The organism is Lysinibacillus macroides, assembly GCF_001281525.1.
Classification (GTDB): domain Bacteria; phylum Bacillota; class Bacilli; order Bacillales_A; family Planococcaceae; genus Lysinibacillus; species Lysinibacillus macroides.
The window spans coordinates 301,040-318,504 of the sequence record NZ_LGCI01000006.1 but is presented as its reverse complement, the minus strand read 5'-3'; the positions used below and the strand labels follow the sequence as shown (position 1 = coordinate 318,504).

Annotated in this window: 15 protein-coding genes and 1 pseudogene; 8 read left to right on the top strand and 8 right to left on the bottom strand. The window is 35.7% G+C overall.

Annotated features, from left to right (window positions below; genetic code table 11):
- Nucleotides 1-139 precede the first annotated feature (139 nt).
- The 6 genes from ADM90_RS11810 to ADM90_RS11785 all read right to left on the bottom strand — a co-directional run bounded on the left by ADM90_RS11810 (nucleotide 140) and on the right by ADM90_RS11785 (nucleotide 6,926).
- A complete protein-coding gene (locus ADM90_RS11810) occupies nucleotides 140-1,408 on the bottom strand; it encodes a TRAP transporter large permease (protein ID WP_053995213.1) in 1,269 nt (422 codons plus the stop codon).
- A complete protein-coding gene (locus ADM90_RS11805) occupies nucleotides 1,405-1,902 on the bottom strand; it encodes a TRAP transporter small permease (RefSeq protein ID WP_053995212.1) in 498 nt (165 codons plus the stop codon). Before ADM90_RS11805 ends, ADM90_RS11810 begins: the two co-directional genes overlap by 4 nt.
- A gap of 257 nt (nucleotides 1,903-2,159) precedes the next feature.
- Nucleotides 2,160-3,185 carry a TRAP transporter substrate-binding protein gene (locus tag ADM90_RS11800; protein ID WP_053995211.1) on the bottom strand — a complete coding sequence of 342 codons (1,026 nt, stop codon included), beginning with the start codon at nucleotides 3,183-3,185 and terminating at the stop codon, nucleotides 2,160-2,162.
- Nucleotides 3,186-3,644: 459 nt separating this feature from the next.
- The gene (locus tag ADM90_RS11795; protein ID WP_053995210.1) at nucleotides 3,645-4,769 is read right to left on the bottom strand and encodes a cupin domain-containing protein; all 1,125 of its coding nucleotides are present in this window, start codon (nucleotides 4,767-4,769) and stop codon (nucleotides 3,645-3,647) included.
- 83 nt (nucleotides 4,770-4,852) lie between these two features.
- Nucleotides 4,853-5,803, bottom strand: a complete 951-nt coding sequence (locus ADM90_RS11790; protein WP_053995209.1) for a fumarylacetoacetate hydrolase family protein — start codon at nucleotides 5,801-5,803, stop codon at nucleotides 4,853-4,855.
- Between the two features lie 361 nt (nucleotides 5,804-6,164).
- Entirely contained in the window at nucleotides 6,165-6,926 is a 762-nt protein-coding gene (locus ADM90_RS11785) for an IclR family transcriptional regulator (RefSeq protein ID WP_053995208.1), read from the bottom strand.
- 181 nt (nucleotides 6,927-7,107) lie between these two features.
- Here ADM90_RS11785 and ADM90_RS11780 point away from each other — a divergent pair, with 181 nt between their 5' ends.
- Nucleotides 7,108-8,301 carry an FAD-dependent monooxygenase gene (locus ADM90_RS11780; RefSeq protein ID WP_053995207.1) on the top strand — a complete coding sequence of 398 codons (1,194 nt, stop codon included), beginning with the start codon at nucleotides 7,108-7,110 and terminating at the stop codon, nucleotides 8,299-8,301.
- Nucleotides 8,302-8,533: 232 nt separating this feature from the next.
- On the opposite strand, the gene ADM90_RS11775 is transcribed toward ADM90_RS11780, so the two are convergent.
- The gene (locus tag ADM90_RS11775) at nucleotides 8,534-9,286 is read right to left on the bottom strand and encodes an IclR family transcriptional regulator (protein ID WP_053995206.1); all 753 of its coding nucleotides are present in this window, start codon (nucleotides 9,284-9,286) and stop codon (nucleotides 8,534-8,536) included.
- Between the two features lie 153 nt (nucleotides 9,287-9,439).
- Between ADM90_RS11775 and ADM90_RS11770 the strand changes: the two genes are divergently transcribed.
- The 4 genes and pseudogenes from ADM90_RS11770 (at nucleotide 9,440) to ADM90_RS11755 (ending at nucleotide 13,409) form a co-directional block, all read left to right on the top strand.
- Complete coding sequence (locus ADM90_RS11770; protein ID WP_053995205.1) at nucleotides 9,440-9,934, top strand: DinB family protein; 495 nt, start codon at nucleotides 9,440-9,442, stop codon at nucleotides 9,932-9,934.
- Nucleotides 9,935-10,500: 566 nt separating this feature from the next.
- Nucleotides 10,501-11,515: pseudogene (locus tag ADM90_RS11765) on the top strand (ABC transporter permease).
- Between the two features lie 2 nt (nucleotides 11,516-11,517).
- Nucleotides 11,518-12,207 carry an ABC transporter ATP-binding protein gene (locus ADM90_RS11760; protein WP_053995204.1) on the top strand — a complete coding sequence of 230 codons (690 nt, stop codon included), beginning with the start codon at nucleotides 11,518-11,520 and terminating at the stop codon, nucleotides 12,205-12,207.
- 107 nt (nucleotides 12,208-12,314) lie between these two features.
- Nucleotides 12,315-13,409 carry an S-layer homology domain-containing protein gene (locus ADM90_RS11755; protein WP_053995203.1) on the top strand — a complete coding sequence of 365 codons (1,095 nt, stop codon included), beginning with the start codon at nucleotides 12,315-12,317 and terminating at the stop codon, nucleotides 13,407-13,409.
- A gap of 38 nt (nucleotides 13,410-13,447) precedes the next feature.
- Here the strand turns inward: ADM90_RS11755 and ADM90_RS11750 are convergent, their stop codons facing one another.
- Nucleotides 13,448-14,194, bottom strand: coding sequence for an arylamine N-acetyltransferase family protein (locus tag ADM90_RS11750; protein WP_053995202.1), 747 nt, complete (start codon nucleotides 14,192-14,194; stop codon nucleotides 13,448-13,450).
- Between the two features lie 177 nt (nucleotides 14,195-14,371).
- Between ADM90_RS11750 and nagB the strand changes: the two genes are divergently transcribed.
- The 3 genes from nagB (at nucleotide 14,372) to ADM90_RS11735 (ending at nucleotide 17,437) form a co-directional block, all read left to right on the top strand.
- Entirely contained in the window at nucleotides 14,372-15,085 is a 714-nt protein-coding gene (gene nagB, locus ADM90_RS11745; RefSeq protein WP_053995232.1) for a glucosamine-6-phosphate deaminase, read from the top strand.
- A gap of 419 nt (nucleotides 15,086-15,504) precedes the next feature.
- Complete coding sequence (locus ADM90_RS11740; RefSeq protein ID WP_053995201.1) at nucleotides 15,505-16,329, top strand: helix-turn-helix domain-containing protein; 825 nt, start codon at nucleotides 15,505-15,507, stop codon at nucleotides 16,327-16,329.
- 133 nt (nucleotides 16,330-16,462) lie between these two features.
- On the top strand, nucleotides 16,463-17,437 hold the full coding sequence (locus ADM90_RS11735; RefSeq protein ID WP_053995200.1) for an iron-siderophore ABC transporter substrate-binding protein: 975 nt from the start codon (nucleotides 16,463-16,465) through the stop codon (nucleotides 17,435-17,437).
- Nucleotides 17,438-17,465: the final 28 nt, after the last annotated feature.

Here is a 17,465-nt window from a genome sequence, read left to right as displayed (position 1 = left end):
TATTTATGAAAAGCTTGGTAAAGAATTAGACGTAATTTAAGGGGTATCTTAAAGTAAAATCTAAAAAGCCCAAGATAACTTCTTTATTAGAAGTTATCTTGAACCAATATCAACATAAGGACATCCTTCTATATTTGTATTATAAACCAGGTAACCATAAAGATAGTGCTGGTATATATGTTAATAGAAGTAGTACAATCAGCGCGATTGTTAGGAATGGCCATAAAGATTTTACTAGTTCACCAATTGATACTTTTGTGATAGATGAAGCAATAAATAATCCTGAACCTACAGGAGGTGTTAAAAGTCCAATTGTTAAGTTAATACAAATAATAATACCAAAATGAATTGGATCAACATTATACATAGGTAATAATGGCATAAAAATTGGTACTAAAATAATTAACGCTGCGATTCCATCCATAAACATGCCAACTAACAGTAAGAAAATATTCACCAATAATAAGAATACAATTGGACTATCAGATAAGCTTACCATCCATGCAGCAATTTGCTGTGGCACTTGCTCGAAAGATAACATCCATCCAAAAATGTTAGCCATTGCAATAAGAATAGTAATAACTGCTGTTGTAATTACTGTTTGCACGAGAACACCTGGAATGGAGGAAATTTTTAATTCGCGATATATAAGAGCACCAACAATTATTGCAACAACACAGGCAATGGCAGCAGCTTCTGTTGCAGTAAATACACCCGATAAAATACCAGCAATAATAATAATAGGAACTGATAGGGCAGGTAGAACTTTGATAAGAGAACTAATCATTTCTTTAAATGGAGCTTTTTTTTGTACGGGCCATTGGGTTTTCATACCGATAACTGCAATGATACAAATAAATGAGGAACTCAGTAATAAACCAGGAATTACACCAGCCATGAACATATCCCCAATGGAAGCTCCTGAACCAACACCATAAATGATAAACATCATACTTGGTGGAATAATTGGACCTAAAAGACCGGCAGCAGCTGTTGTAGCAGTACTAAAAGGCTTTGAGTAACCTGCTTTCTCCATTTCAGGAACCATTGTTCGGCTCATCATTGCGATTTGGGCAGTTGCTGAACCAATAATAGCTGCTAACATCGTATTAGCAATAACATTTACATAGGCTAAACCGCCGCGGTAATGACCAAAGAACGTTTTAGCCACGTTTACGAGTCGCTTTGTAATACCACCAGAGTTCATTAATTCTCCAGCAAGCATGAATAGAGGAATTGCAAGTAGTCCGTAGTTTTCCATTCCCGAATATAAACGTTGTGGAACAGTTAGAACTAACCCTAAATTATCTGTAGCAAAAATGTAAATAATTGTTGTCATCCCTAAAACATAGGCGATTGGTATACCTAAAAGTAGTAAAATAGCAAAGGAAATTAGAGCAATTGTCAATTTAGGTCACCCGCCTCGTCAATTGTTTTGAATGAAAGAAAAAGATTGTTAAAAACATGAATTACCATAAATACAAAACTAACAGGAATACATAAGTAAAAATAAAGTTTCGGTATATTCATAGCTGTTGATGTTTGTACCTTAATATTTGGCATTGAAATCCATTGATAAGCTAAGAATAAAAGGTAGCCAATAAATACTAGTAAAATTAAATTACCTACAAAAAGCACAACTTTTTTCGCATTTTGGGATAACAAGTCAGTTACAATTGTTATTGAAGGAGAAGCATTTTTTTTAAGCCCCATACTACCGCCAATAAACGTCATCCAAATTAAACAAAAGATTGCTAACTCATCTGACCAAAACAGAGGAGACTTTAACGTACGGAATAATACGCCACTAGCTAATGAAATAAGCAATACTGAAGCGAGAATGATGGCTATAAGTTTCTCTATGCTGAATATAATGTCGCTCAGCTTATTAATAATTTTCAAGTTAACACCTTCTATCATTCAAAGTTTTAGAAATATCTTCTAAAGGTAGAAATAGGACTTCCTAGCTTGTAATAAATAAGTTAGAAAAGCCTATTTTACATGATTGATCAATTATACCTTGGCATAATGGCATCTAGATTTCGGACTCGGGCTGCACGAGGCAGGTCAGGTAGCCGTTGTCACATGGATGTGATGACCTTCATCTAGGGATTGATCTTCATTTAGCAAAAATTATTTGCTAAATGAAGATCAATTAATTACTTACTTTCAACTGTTTCGATAAATGATTTTACGATTTCAGACTTGTCCGAAAATTCCTTTTTCACTTCATTAGAAACTGCTTGGAAAGGAGTAGTATCGATTTCTTCTAACACTTCAACACCTGCAGATTTTAGAGTTTCTAAGTTTGCCTTTTCACGTGCAACAGCTTCTTGTACGCCCCAATCAACAGCCGTTTTCATGGCTTGCTTGACAATTTCTTGATCTTCAGTTGGTAATTGATCATAAACAGATTGACTCATAACAATTACAGTAGGGAATGTCATTTGGTTTGTTAAAGTTAAATATTTTGCATTTTCATAATATTTTTCAGTTACTAAAGCATCTAAGTCAATATCAATACCATCGATTACACCTGTTTGTAAAGAAGTATAAACTTCTGGTAATGGCATAGCTGTTGGGCCAGCGCCAACTTTTTCCCAGTAAGATTGCATTGCTGGGCTACCGATAATACGGATTTTTTTACCTTTTAAATCTTCAGGTGTTTCAGCAAAACCATCTTTCATAAGAACGTGACGGTTACCTGCAAACATAAAGTCAAGACCTAGTAAACCTTGAGAGCTTAAAGATGCTAACATTTCTTTTGCTTCCTCAGATTCACGCATTGCCACAGCTTCATCTAAGTTGTTGAATAGGTAAGGCATGAACCAAGAGTTTAAAGAATCTTCACGAGTACTCATATAAGCATTTGTAAGGAAAGCAAATTCAACTGCACCAGTTTCCATTTGTTGTACCATATCTGCTTCCGTACCTAATTGAGAAGCAGGGAAGATTTGAACCTTCATACGCCCATTTGAAAGTTTTTCTAATTCTTCACCGAATTTTACCGCAGTCGCATTCCAAACGTGAGATTCTTGTACAACATGTGAAATTTTAAACGTTCGAGATTCTCCAGCACCTTTATTTCCAGTTTCAGTTGAATTCTCTTTGTCGCCACCACAAGCAGCAAGTACTACTGCAAGCGCTGCCATAATTACCATAAACATAAACTTCTTAAGTTTCATCATAAGTCCCCCTCTAACCTTTTTTATATAGAGACTATTTAGGTCCAAAGAATTGATAAAATATGATGTATTCAACTGATACCCTATAGTCTTTATACTGAATGAAATATTAGAATAATATTGAACTAGCTAATATCGAATAATTCCTTATTTTCAGATTTCGATGTCTAAAGCAAATTTCTGCTTTTTACGTCAAAATAATTGAAAATAAAAGATTATCTTTTATAAATTCTCTGAAAAATTCTTAAAATAGTAAACTGTTTACACCTATAATATAAAAATGTCACATTATCGTCAATTAATATTTTTAGAAAAAAATAAAATTCAAAATAACGTTATTATACTATAAAAAAGTTAATAGCACTTTGAAGTTTTATAAAATCACTCTAAAAAGGAGTAGAACAATCAGAGTTTGTAGTCTTTAAGTTCTACTCCTATTTAAATGGCAACGATTAATAATTAACGGAATGCTGCTTTAAATTCACCTGTAACCTTTTGGTGACCATTATTTTCTTCAAGGAATTGCTCTTGTTCTAAATCGAAACGGTCCATAATCGGAAGGTCATTTACTGAGAATAGGTAAGAGTCTTCGCTTGCAACATGTTCATACCAAGCCCAGTTTGGAATAACGAAGTAATCGCCTTTTTTCCAGTCAAAGTGTATGCCATTAATTACTGAGTGACCAGAACCCCGGTGCACTTGATAAACAGTTGAGTGTGTATGGCGAAGCGCTTTTGTATGGAAGCCCCTTGGTAAATGTTGCATACGAGTTCCTAAAGTTGGGTTTGCAGATTTACCTGTTGATGGATTAATATATTCTACCGTAAATGCATGGTGTGGATCTGGATCAAATTCCATCAAACCATTAATACCTTCAATCGTACGGTTCCATTTGTAGTTCGCAAGAGGAGCAACTGTATACTTATCATCGCCCAATGGACGAACCATTCCACCACGATAACGTTTTTCTGTGAAATTGTCTGGAATATTTGGTTGTTGTAAACCGTCTTCATATGGTTCAAAGAATGTACCACCAATTGAATAAACAGTTGGGATATCCAGTGCATCCATCCAAATCATTGGCTCAGTGCCTAAATGCTCATGACCATGCCATAAGTTTTTAGGTGTGATTAAGAAGTCGCCTTCTTCCATGAAAATACGTTGACCTTGAACGATTGTATAGGCACCTGAACCTTCCGAGATAAAGCGTAACGCATTTTGGGAGTGACGGTGAGAAGGTGCTTTTTCACCTGGTAATAGCATTTGAACTGCTGCATAAATTGTTTGAGTTGTTGAAGCCCAGCCCCATGGTTGACGGTACGTTAAGCCAGGATTTTGGAAATAAATTGCACGACGTTCACCACCACGTTCAGGTGTGAAAATTTCAGCAGCTTCAGCCATTTTCTTTTTAATTAATTCATCGCTCCAAAGATAGGCTTCCGCTTGTGGTTTTGGTGTTTTGTTCATGATCTCAGGAATAGCTTCCCACAGTGGTCCTAAGTTGTATTGTTGAATATCCTTTGTGTAATCGGTTACAATTGAACTTTTCATAAACTCTTTAATTTCTTGACTTACTTCAGACATTTAACATTCTCCTTTTCTATGAACATTTTTATAGAGAAAAGGGGGGAGTAGTGACACAACTACTCAACCCTTACAACTCCAAATTAAACAGTTGCAACTCTGTCAGTTGCTTTGACTTTATTTTCAAGAGCTCCAACTTTATCAATTTCGATGCGAACAACGTCACCATCTTGTAAGAATGTTGGAGGGTTCATTGCTACACCTACACCCCCAGGAGTACCAGTTAATACAACGTCACCTGGCTCTAATGTCATTAAGTTAGATAAGAATGATACTAATTTTTTAACATCAAATACTAAGTTCGCAGTGTTAGTTTTTTGACGAACTTCTCCATTAACTGTTAACACAACATCTAAACCAGATGGATCTGCTAATTCATCAGAAGTTACAAGGTATGGACCCATTGGCGCACTGCCATCAACAGTTTTACCTTGTAGCCACTGTAATGTACGACGCTGGATATCGCGGTAAGTCACGTCGTTTGTGATTGTGTAACCAGCTACATAGTCAAGAGCATCTTCTTCAGAAACATTACGAGCTTGTTTACCAACAATGAAAGTGAATTCTGCTTCGTAGTCTAATTGATCAGAGATAGGATAGAATGGAATATCATCGTCTGGACCTAAGATCGTGTTTGCAAATTTTGCGAAAATAACTGGGTTAGATGGTAATTCACGACCCATTTCTAAAATGTGCTCGCGGTAGTTGTGACCAACACAAATGATTTTTCCAGGATTTTGAACAGGTGCCTCTACTTTGACGTCTTCAATATTGAAGATTGCTTGTTTATCAAAGCTTTCAGGGTTTTCTAAAATAAAATCAATCGCACCTTGAGCAAGTTGTAAAGATTCTTTACCACCTTGGTATAGCTCATCTGTATTGTTTGGAACAAATGCGCTAGCGATTGCTTGGTAGCGGTATTTACCTTCTGCTTTTAATTGTGCTTGGTAAGCATAGTTTAAGTCGATTACTTTATTATCAACGATCGCTCCTGCACGTGTATGACCTGCTGCTGTGTAGTTAATAAGTTTCATTGTTGACCTCCTATTTTTCACTAATAAAAAATTTTGTTCACTATTTATATAAAAATGTTAATAGTTTTTTTGAAGAATGTCAATATTATTTGTTTTCAGAAAAAATACATAGCTATTTTTATTTTGCTTCAGTGGGTGGAAGGATGCCTACTGACCCAAGATAAAAGCCTTAGCAGATGGCATAGATTTTGGAGAGGAGTATGTCGAGCGAGCTTGAAAAAATTAGCTATATTGTTTATCTGTGTGAAAGCGAAGCATTAGCGGCAGGTGGTATTACGCCAAGGCATAATTGAGAAAAGCAATAACTTGGAAAGCACAAAAAAAGCATTAAGCCTCCAAATGGACTTAATGCTTTTCTACTTTATTTTGAAAAACCGTAATACGCCGAAATTTCCCTTGCGACATTTAGAACATACTGACCAATTGGTTCGTCTGCTGTTTTGGGAACAGTTTCTGTTATACCAACGACGGTAATTGCACCAAGTAGTTCATTATTAAAATTTAATATGGGAACACTATACGAAGAAACATGTTGAATTAATGGCTCAGTTTTTGAAGCAAAAAATAATTCTCGTGTTTTTTCTTTGTCTTTTTTAAATTGTTCTAACTCTTGCTCACTAAAGTTTGATACTTCATTTTCTGCCCAGCCTTTTAATTGGAGATCTTTTTCGAATGCAGAAAAAATAACACCAGTAGAGGAGGCCAGCGGTAAATGTGTGCCCATTTGAGCACCAATATTGATTCCATAATCAGCACTTAAAATATAGGAGATTAGTGGTCCTTGCATAGAAGGAACTGCTAATAGCACAGTCAAGTTTGTATGTTCTGTTATTTTTTTGAAATAAGGGATCACTACTTCTATAATTGAAGATTGACTCAATGCAACATTTCCTAACTGAACTAATTTATGACCAAGAATGTATGTATTTGTATGTGGATTACGATAGACCATTCCAAATTGGTTTAAAGTAGATAAGTATTTATAGAGATTACTTTTGGTCATAGAAGTTAAGTTTTGAATGTCTGTAAATTTAAGTGGTTCTTTTTCCTTTGCTAAGATTTCTAAGATATTCAATCCAATTTGTAACGATTGAATAACGGTTGCCTTATTTTCAGTTGTCATTTATTTTCACCTACTTATATGATTTTGGATATTATAGCAAAAATATAAATGAAAATCTGAGTTTAATAGAAATTTTAAAAATTTATATTGACGGAATATTATAAAATATTATAAAGTTTTTATGTAAGAGAAACTTAGTTCTCTATTTGTAGACAAATAAACTTTTTGGAGGTTGGATAATATGGGGAATGTAAGCGATATCATTGTAGTTGGTGGAGGGATCGGTGGTTTAGCAGCAGCTTTATCCGTTTCAAATGAAACAGATAAATCTGTAGCTGTGTTCGAACAAGCACCAGAGTTTGGGGAAGTAGGAGCAGGGATTCAATTAGCGCCAAATGCTTTAGAAGTATTAGATCGCTTAGGTGTAAAGGAAGAGATATTAAAACATGCGGTATTACCGAAACGTTTAGTGTTAAAGGATGTATATACAGCTAAAGAAGTTGCGGTTCTTGATTTAGGTGAAGGTTTCCAAAAAGAATTCGGTCAACCATATATCGTTTTACATCGTTCTGATCTACACAGAGTTCTTTATGAAGCTTGTCAAAGAAAAGGTAATATTCAATTCTTTACAAACCAAGTAATTCAAACTGCAGAGCAAGATGATAATACTGCAACAATTATTAATCAAAATGGTGAGAGGTTTACTGCAGAAGCTGTAATTGGTGCAGATGGGGTAAAATCAAATATTCGTAAATTATTTATCGATGATGCACCCGTAAACTCTGCTTATGTAGCATACCGTGGAACTCTTCCGATTGAAGAAATTGCAGGTAACGACAACTTTGGCTTAGATGATGTAATTATGTGGATTGGACCAAACTTACATTTAGTGCAATACCCAGTTCGTCGTGGTGAACTTTACAACCAAGTAGTAGTATTTAAATCATATGATACAACTGTAGAAGACTGGGGTACTCCTGAAGAACTAACTCGTCGTTTCGAAGGTAGTCATCCACAAGTAGAGAACGCATTAAAATTTATTAATCGTCAATTCCGTTGGCAAATGTTTGACCGCAATCCGATCGAAAACTGGACAACAGGAAATATTACTCTATTAGGAGATTCAGGTCATGCAATGCTTCAATATCTAGCACAAGGTGGCGTTCAAGCTTTAGAGGATGCATTTGTTTTAGGAGAAAAATTAAAAGAGTATAACACTTACGAAGAAGCATTCAAAGCTTACCAAGAAGTTCGTATTCCACGTTCTGCAATGGTACAAACAACTGCACGTAAATGGGGAGAAATCATTCATGCTGAAGACCCAATTACAATCGCACTTCGTAACCATATTTTCGAAAAACACCAACCAACAGATTACAATGTAGTTGACTTCTTATATGGCTATTTCAACAAAAACTATCAACGTGTAAAATAATTTTATTTTGGCTGTATATGCTGTTAAGGGTGAAGGCACGACTTCAATTCATTTATTTTGGTTAGCACCGAAATAAATAGATTTTCAGCTTGTGTACCTGACGCTTTGCTTTCGGTACAAAAAACATTGGAGTCGCCACTTTCTACTCTATAGACAGTCTAGTAAATTGCAAACACTTGCCCCTTAATTTTTACGCAAAAAGAAATGCGTTAGAGCAAAACTCTAGCGCATTTCACGCTTTATAGCCGTAGATTGAAGACATTTCTTGTCCTAATTGCAGTACTTGTTGAACAAGAGAGGATGAAGAATCTTTAGGAACTTCATCCGTAAATCCGATAATGGCAACGGCTGCGATCAATTCATTTTTATAATTTAAGATAGGGAAGCTCCAAGAGGAAACATGGTTAACGAGCGGTTCATTCGCAAAGGCAATTTGCTTTTGACGGATTTGCTCCAGTTCTTGTTGAAATGCTTCGATATCTAAATCAGGGTATTTTTTCTGTTCATTCAATATCCATTGTCGTATCTCATCGTTGCTAGCATAGGCAGCAAACATTTTTCCACCAGCAGATAATAGTGGAAGCTTAGTCCCAATTTGGGCACCAATGTTTAACCCGTAATTTGTATTCCAAATATTTGTAATAACTGGGGTATCGTTTAACCAAACTGTTAGAGAAGTAGACATATTTGTCAAGTTACTGATCTCTTTAAAATAAGAAGTTAACTTTGTCACGATGTCATTGTTTTTCATCGCAGCATTGCCATACTCAAGGAATTTATAACCTAACATAATATGTCCTTGCTTGTCTCGGTATAGCAGATCCATATGCAAAAGTGTATTAATGTATTTATAGAGATTACTTTTAGAGATGCCGGATAGTTCTTGAATTTCAGAAAATTTTAAAGGGAATTCACTCTTGGTGACAATATCTATTATGTTGATAGCATGTACAAGTGAGCCAATTGTTGATGTAGATTTCTTCATATTTAGAGTCCTTTCAGAGATTATTATTTTATCAATATAGAAAATTAAAATAATATCAATTTTAGCATATAATTTCCTATTAATAATATACATTATAGTTTATCATTAAAGTGTCTAAAGTTCACTATTAGTAATTTTAAGGAGGCATATTATATGACATCACCAGTAATTAATGAAAAAATAGAAGTATTTAAAAAGTGTATAGAAGATATCATTTCAGTTTTAAAAAGTACAGACGAAAAAAAACTTTATGTAAAATATTCTGCAGAAGAATGGTCAGCAATGCAAGTTGTTTCTCATGTTTTAGAAGCGGTGGAGTTTTGGGTAGCAGATTTAGAGGCATTACTTATAATTCCAGGTGCAAAATGGGGACGTAACCATGAACATGTGCGCCGTTTAGCTGCAGTAGAAGAAAGCATTGTAGCAGAGCTCAAAGTAGAAGATGCAATCGCTAGTCTTCAAAATTTAATACCAAAAGTAGAAGCAGCACTTAGCAAAGTAAAAGAAGAAGATTTAGAAAAAACAGCACCAAGTTACAATCCAAACTTTGATGACAAACCATTATCATTCTTAGTTGATCACTTAATCGTGAAGCATGTGGTAGGTCATCACGGTCAAATTATACGTTGTTTAGCAAAAGTTCAATAGATTTCTTCCAATACTGGGTATAAAAATAATTCTGAATCCCTTTCTATGAAAAGGTGAGGTTTTGATCGGGACAGTGATATACTTTTGCGGGTGAGGGTGCACAGAACAAGGAATGAAGGATTTATAGCAGAAACTAATAGAAAATGAAGTGGGAAACATTAAAAAATTTAAATCATTTGGCAATGGAAAAGTTTTATTACGCATTATTAACAGAAAATTAAAAGTTACTAGCACAATCTCAATACTGAAAATAAATTTGTAAAAGGAATAAAGAAATTTCTAAGTTCGAAGATCGTTTAAAAGCAATTTGAATCATTGGTTATTATTTTCCAGTTTAAAATATTGGATAGCAAATTTATGTACAGAAGGTTTTTTTGTTTCCTGCTGAAATTGATTGAAAAAATGATTGTAGCAAGCCAATTAGGTGAATAAGATTAATCAAATGAAACCGCTCTAAGGGATTAAAGAGCGGTTTTTTATTATCCCTCATTTTTAATAATTAGTTCATGCTCTGTTCATTTAACAAATTTAAGCTATGGGTAATCAAAGAAATGGAGGGGTTAGTGATGAATCTTGCCTGGAAAGAAATGAAGAAGAATAAAGTTCGGTTTTTAATCTTGGGCTCCATTATCTTCCTAGTTAGCTTTTTAACCTTTATGATCTCAGGTTTGGCAAATGGTCTATCACAGGATAATGCGGCTTTCATTAAGGATTTACCACAGGGTCAATTTTATATGGCTGAGGATGCAGATGGCACATTTAATCTTTCAAGAATCGATAGCGATCTGCAGCAGGAGGTCATCCGTAAAGAGAAGGAGGCTGTGGCTTTTTCGATGCAGATGGGCTTTTTAAACGATCAGGATGATAAACAGCAAAGTGTAGCCTTTGTTACATCTACGGCATCAACACTTTTTAGCACTGTATATCAAGGCGAGGTAATTTTGGATAGCTCGCTACAAGATAAAGGCATTCAAGTTGGAGATATATTAACGAATAATCAATACAATGGAAAGTTCATTGTAAAAGGCTTTGTAGCGCAAAAGAAATATAGCCATGCACCTGTCGCTTATATTAGTGAAGAGGCTTACGAGGAGATGTATCGAGTAAAGGATAAGCAGTTAATTTATGTACCAAATAGCGAGCCGCAAAATTTTAAGGGACTCCAAGCATATAGCAATAAAGAGTTTCTTAATACCATCCCTAGTTATAATGCGGAACAGTTATCTTTAAATATGATTATATGGTTTTTAGTGGTGATTAGTGGTCTGCTGTTTGCTATTTTCTTCTATATGATGAATGTGCAAAAAATTGGTTTGTATGGCATTTTAAAAGCGATAGGTGTAAAGACAAGTAAATTATTTAACATGATTTGGACACAAATGGTCATTATTACAGTGGTCTCACTAGTGTTATCAATTAGCCTTAGCCAACTAGTCAATCTAGTTTCTCCAAAAGAGATGCCCTTTTCATTAACAATTAGCACTTGTGTTTTTAGTGATTGGCTTTATCGGAGCTACGTTGTCAGGGCTACAGATTAAAAAAATTGAACCGTTACAGGCAATACAGCAAGGGGAGGCTTAAGCATGACATTATTTACGATTGATAAAGTAAGAAAGACATTTAAAAATGGTGAGGTCGAGGAGGAAATTTTAAAAGGTATTAATCTTTCGCTAAAAGAGGGAGAGATTACAGCATTGGTGGGTGCATCGGGTTCGGGGAAAAGTACGCTGTTAACTATCGCTGCGGGGCTTCAATCAGCCACAGATGGACAAGTGCTATTTGAAGATCAAAATCTTACGACGATGAATACTGAGCAGATACGAAAACTGCGTGCGAGTAAATTTGGTTTTGTCTTTCAGTTTTCTCACCTTGTACCGTTTCTTACAGTGGAGGAGCAGTTGTTATTAATGCTTGATATTGCTGAATCACCATTAAAGAAGCATGAACAACAATCGGAAGTGCATCGCCTTTTGCAATTAGTTGGAATGGCTCATCGTAAAGCAGCTTATCCTGCCGTATTATCAGGCGGTGAAAAGCAGCGTGTCGCCATTGCACGTGCTATTATTCATCAACCAAAAGTATTGTTTGCCGACGAGCCAACAGCTAGTTTAGATTCACAGCGCTCCCAGGAAATTATGCAGCTGCTCAGCGAATTAACGACAACTTTAAATATTACCACATTAATGGTGACACATGATGAAGAAATGTTAGCTTATGCAGATCGTATGATTAAAATAAGTGATGGTGCTGTATTATCAAATACCCTATACTAGTCTTAAACGTACATGCTACAATTATATCTTTTATAATTGTAGTATTTTCTATGTAGAGCATAAAATTTGTTCAGTGGGGTAAAGAGTGATGATGGAGGAGGGAGAATATGAGGAATATTTTGAAGGTGGCTTGTTTGCTTGTACTACTGGTCATTTTTCTACCAAAGGAAGCACATGCAGCGAGTTTTCGAGATTTAACAGATGAAACATTGGCGACAGAAATTGATTATTTGGTGGAGCAAGGTATTATAGCGGGCTATCCCAATAATATATTTAAGCCAAATGACTATGTCACAAGGGCACAGGTGGCGATTATGCTAACACGTGCGTTAGGGTTAAATACAGTGGGGGTAGAAAATCCACAATATCAAGATGTACCAACTACTCATAAATATTATAAAGAAATTGCAGCAGTACAAAATGCTGGAATTTTTAAAGTTGCCTCAAATTTCAAACCGAATGCAACACTTTCGAGAGGAGAAATGGCGATTGTATTGCAAAGAGCCTTTCAGTTAAAGGGGAATGATCCGCATTATTATTTTACAGACGTGACGAAGCAGACGCCAGGCTATCAGGCGATTTTAGCAGTTGCTCATAATCATATCGTGAAGGGCTATAGTGATAGGTCGTTTAAGCCAAATCAACCTTTAACACGTGCGCACTTTTCAGCCTTTTTAGCGCGAGCGATGACGCTAACGAAGCCAAACCTAGTAAAGGATCGTCGCTTTATTTACACATATAATTACTATTCGCTAGGTGATCATAAACGTTATACGTTAAATTATAAATACGATCATTTTGATGGCAAAAATGATGTTTGGACAGTTACTGATGCAAATACGGGAAAACGGGTTTATTATGAGCTTTTATATAATGGTATTGACGTATATGGGGAAGCTTTGGTTACTGATGATGATTATGCTTCACATTATGATTTATACATTCAAACACCACTTCGAATAGGTGTTATTGAACATGAGGATGAACCGAAAGTTACTATGGGTTCACGTATAACGGTTAAATCGACCAATGATACAGTGCAAGCTGGTGAAGTGCAATATACAGGTGCAATCGTTTTTGAAATAACATCAATTTTCACGGATGCTGTGACTACTTGCTATTATGTAGATAATGTCGGTTTAGTAAAGATGCTACATAATGACAAGGTCGTTTATGAGCTGCTTGACCGCACACTAAAGTAATATTTTAGAGAGCTTCAAAATTATTGGAGCCCTCCTTTTTATTGATGTAAAGAGATATGAAAAAAACGTTGAAGTGCGCGAAGCCACTCTTCATCGGTTTGTGTAGTATAGGTTGTAAGGGAGTGTCCTTCATAGATTCTAAATTCGTTGTTGAACATTGTATGACGGCCATAGGGTGTTCGAATCATCGCAATTTTATTTTTTTGCTTGGACAGTCGGGGTGCGAATTTTGCGTCATTCGCATCATCATGGAAGCTGTACAGCAAACGCCAATGATGCTTCATTTGCTCAAAAAGCATCCAACCATTTGCCTCATCGTACTCTATTTTATAAAGTTCTCTGCCTTCACGATGCTGATAGCCAGCAATTAATGGCACAGGCTTACATGGCGCTAAAGCACCAACACCTACATCAGTAATATAAGATTGCCCAGCATCATTTACTACTAATAATTGATGCATTGGGATTTCCTCAGGAGGTGTATTCTCTGTTACATTTCGCCAAAATTGTGCATAGCGATTGGTCACCGAAAAGCCCAGTTCTCGTAAAAGCCAGCTAAATAAAATATTCAACTCAAAACAATTGCCGCCTCGTTGTTCAATAATCATTTTGTGAAATAAATCAGGAATAGCGAAGGAGATACTATGTTTTAAGGCGACATCTAAATTTTCATAAGGAATGGTTAATAAATGGCGAGTTTGTAACTGCCCAAGTAGCTGTATAGACGGCTTTAAAGTCCCTTGAAATCGAATATGCTGTAAATATTGTTGAATTTGTGTATTCATTAAACCGTCTCACCTCCCTATTAATAACATAACCGAAATAGCTTAAGAATACACGCATAATATTTGGCAGTAAATAATAGATAAATAGTTAAATAACTTGTAGAATTAATTTATTAACTACTATAAAGTGAAATAGTTAAAACAATAATTATAAGGAAGGTATATATGACAAATAACATGACATGGATTGAAGTCAATACATATGAGGAAATGAGCAAAGTTGCTGCGGAAATTTTTTTCAAGCAAATACAGAATAAGCCAAATAGTATTTTAGGATTAGCTACGGGTGGCTCACCTGTGGGCATGTATAAGGAATTAATAGCGCAATACCAGGCAGGGCACTTAACTTTTAAAGATATACAAACTTTTAATCTGGATGAATATGTAGGGCTTGATCAAACAAGTCCAGCGAGCTATTGGACATTTATGCACGATAACTTATTTAATTTTATAGATATTCAACCCCAAAATATACATTTGCCAAATGGGAAGGCAGAAGATTTAGCTGCTGAGTGTGTGGCTTATGATGCCAGTATTGAAGCAGCAGGTGGTATTGATTTACAGCTTCTTGGAATCGGTGTAAACGGACATATTGCTTTTAATGAACCAGGCACTCCGTTTGATTCGATGACCAATATTGTTGCATTAACAGAATCCACAAGAACAGAAAATGCGATTTACTTTGATGACCCATCTGAAGTACCAACACACGCCATTACAATGGGGATTCAATCTATTATGAAGGCTAAAGAAATTGTCCTTATTGCTTTTGGTGAAAAAAAGTTGGATGCTATTGAAAAATTGAAAAGTGGTAATATTACAGAAGATTTTCCAGCAAGCCAATTATTAACACATCCACATGTTACGGTTATTTATGGTGGAACAAAATAATAAGAGGCTTTAGGATAGCTCTTCTTTATGTACTGAAAAATAAATCTAATAAGACAATCCCTGTGAATTTTTACAGGGATTTTTTAATTTTCAGTTTGTTTTCTCTGTAGATCGAGTAGTGTCTAACTAGTTGTAGCTTCAATTTTGTTTCATTCACGGTTCATGTTTTGAAGTGGGAGTCTTATAGCCTGTTACTGTCACACAAAGAACATTATAAGCATTTGAACATTCATCAAGCCCTTTTTTGAGAAATAGGGCATTTCATTTTGATGGGATACAATCTATACTATTCATTGAGAGTGAGAATCATTATCTATAAGAGAGGGCGAGATCTGGAGGCATTGAGTCCTTCACATAATGATCTCTACACAAGTCCAAACATTCATTTTAAAACCAAGTGATTAAAGGTTGTGATAATAATGGCTTTATATGAACAGCTAGCTCAGGCATTTGTACACATACCAGTCAATATATTGGGTGTGTATAAAAATCCGATTCCAGCAAACGGCATTTTTCGCGGACATGTTGACTATCCGACAACAAAGTGTGCGCTGCTAATCATCTTATATGGACAGGCAGAGTTTATGTTCGATGAAGTGGAGCATTATCAATTAAGTGCTGGTGAAGGATTTTTTGGGGGTGTTAATAAACGGATGGAAATACGTACAGGTGAAGAGGCTGCTGAATATTTTCTAGTACATTATTTACCTGTATCTCGAAACGAGGCTAATAGTTCATTGCTAACTGAAGTTTCAACCTTTCAAGTTGAATTAACATCTGAGTTATTACAGCTTCAGGAAAAATTGCAGTTGACTGCAGCTCTACCTGATATGGTGAGCCAATTAGAACAAAAAAGCTTGTTTTATCACCTTGTTTCTACTGTTCTTCGAGAAGAGCGTCATGGGCAAAACAAAGAAAGTTCTCCTGTTGTCATAGATGCAGCGCAATATATCCAGAAACATTATGATGAACGATTAACACTTGAGCAGCTTGCGGCACGCTATGGCATGAGCGGTAAATATTTTTCTTATTTATTTCATAAATACATGGGCATTGCGCCAATAGATTATATGATTCGCTATCGGATGAAGCGTGCAGAGGAACTGCTTTATACAACGAGTGCGACAATTCAAGAAATTGCAGAGGCTGTTGGTTACAAAGATCCTAATTATTTTAGTAGAATATTCAAAACGCATATGGGCATCTCCCCTAAGAAGAGACGTGAGTTAAGACAAATGTTGTAAATTACTTACTGTCTGGAAATTATCCAGAAAGATTTCGGGAATTATGATATAGCATCCTTCTTGATGACCGTCTAAACTATATAATAATGATAATCATTATCATTTATAAAATAGTAGATAGGAGAATTCCAGGATGGAGATCGTTTATAGCAATTTTCGAAGAACTTTTCTAATGATATTAGGCTGCCTATTGCTGTTGACAGCTTGTAACAGTAATCAGGAAAAAGAGCAATTGGATGAACAAAGCAAATCATCTAAACAAGAGGATGCAGTGACAGAGATAACCTGGCCACATACATATGTAGATTCAAGGGGCAAGGAAATTACCTTGACGGAAAAACCAGAGCGTATTGCCTCTGTTACATGGATGGTTACAGAAAATTTATTGGCGTTAGAGCGCCCACCTATTGCGGCTGATACAGTAGCAATGATGTCAGAATGGGCTTCTATGAAAGACTACTTTGACAAATATACGATTGAGGACCTTGGCGATATGAACTCGAATCTTGAAAAGTTATTGGCAATGCAGCCCGATTTAATTTTGGCTACCCATTATAATGAAGAAGTTTTGGATCAATTGGAAAAAATTGCTCCTGTAATTGTCTTTGATGGTGATGCTTTATTTAGTAACTGGGTAGAATCGTTGCGAGAAGTTGGCAAGGCGCTTAACGAAACAGAGGCAGCAGAATCGTTTATTAGTGAAACAATGTCCATCGTGGACAATGGCAAAGAGCAATTGAAAGATACGAATATAGGAACAATTGGATTTATGCGTCTTGTGAATAAGGATATGTACTTATTTGATCAAAATCAATTGGCTATGTATTACGATTCAACAAAAGGTTTAGGTTTGCAAGTGCCGCCAAATTGGCCAAAGGAAACGGGCACAATTCAATTAGAGTCGCTACCGGATATTAATCCCGATCATTTATTTGTATCCAGTGGTGAGGATCCAGTATTGTTTGATGAGCTTAAGGAAAGTTCGGTATGGCAAGGATTAATAGCTAGCCAAAAAAATCAAGTACATGCAATTGACTTATCAGGCTTAACAGGCGGTGCACTGGCAACACGATATGGAGTAGAAACAATTCTCTCCGCATTGCAATAGTAGAGTAATAGCTAAAGAATGTAGAAGG

Excerpts from the sequence above, each read along its gene's own strand:
- ADM90_RS11800 (WP_053995211.1), bottom strand. The coding sequence starts at position 3,185 with ATGAAACTTAAGAAGTTTATGTTTATGGTAATTATGGCAGCGCTTGCA.
- ADM90_RS11795 (WP_053995210.1), bottom strand. The coding sequence starts at position 4,769 with ATGTCTGAAGTAAGTCAAGAAATTAAAGAGTTTATGAAAAGTTCAATT.
- ADM90_RS11790 (WP_053995209.1), bottom strand. The coding sequence starts at position 5,803 with ATGAAACTTATTAACTACACAGCAGCAGGTCATACACGTGCAGGAGCG.
- ADM90_RS11785 (WP_053995208.1), bottom strand. The coding sequence starts at position 6,926 with ATGACAACTGAAAATAAGGCAACCGTTATTCAATCGTTACAAATTGGA.
- ADM90_RS11780 (WP_053995207.1), top strand. The coding sequence starts at position 7,108 with ATGGGGAATGTAAGCGATATCATTGTAGTTGGTGGAGGGATCGGTGGT.
- ADM90_RS11775 (WP_053995206.1), bottom strand. The coding sequence starts at position 9,286 with ATGAAGAAATCTACATCAACAATTGGCTCACTTGTACATGCTATCAAC.
- ADM90_RS11770 (WP_053995205.1), top strand. The coding sequence starts at position 9,440 with ATGACATCACCAGTAATTAATGAAAAAATAGAAGTATTTAAAAAGTGT.
- ADM90_RS11760 (WP_053995204.1), top strand. The coding sequence starts at position 11,518 with ATGACATTATTTACGATTGATAAAGTAAGAAAGACATTTAAAAATGGT.
- ADM90_RS11755 (WP_053995203.1), top strand. The coding sequence starts at position 12,315 with ATGAGGAATATTTTGAAGGTGGCTTGTTTGCTTGTACTACTGGTCATT.
- ADM90_RS11750 (WP_053995202.1), bottom strand. The coding sequence starts at position 14,194 with ATGAATACACAAATTCAACAATATTTACAGCATATTCGATTTCAAGGG.
- nagB (WP_053995232.1), top strand. The coding sequence starts at position 14,372 with ATGACATGGATTGAAGTCAATACATATGAGGAAATGAGCAAAGTTGCT.
- ADM90_RS11740 (WP_053995201.1), top strand. The coding sequence starts at position 15,505 with ATGGCTTTATATGAACAGCTAGCTCAGGCATTTGTACACATACCAGTC.
- ADM90_RS11735 (WP_053995200.1), top strand. The coding sequence starts at position 16,463 with ATGGAGATCGTTTATAGCAATTTTCGAAGAACTTTTCTAATGATATTA.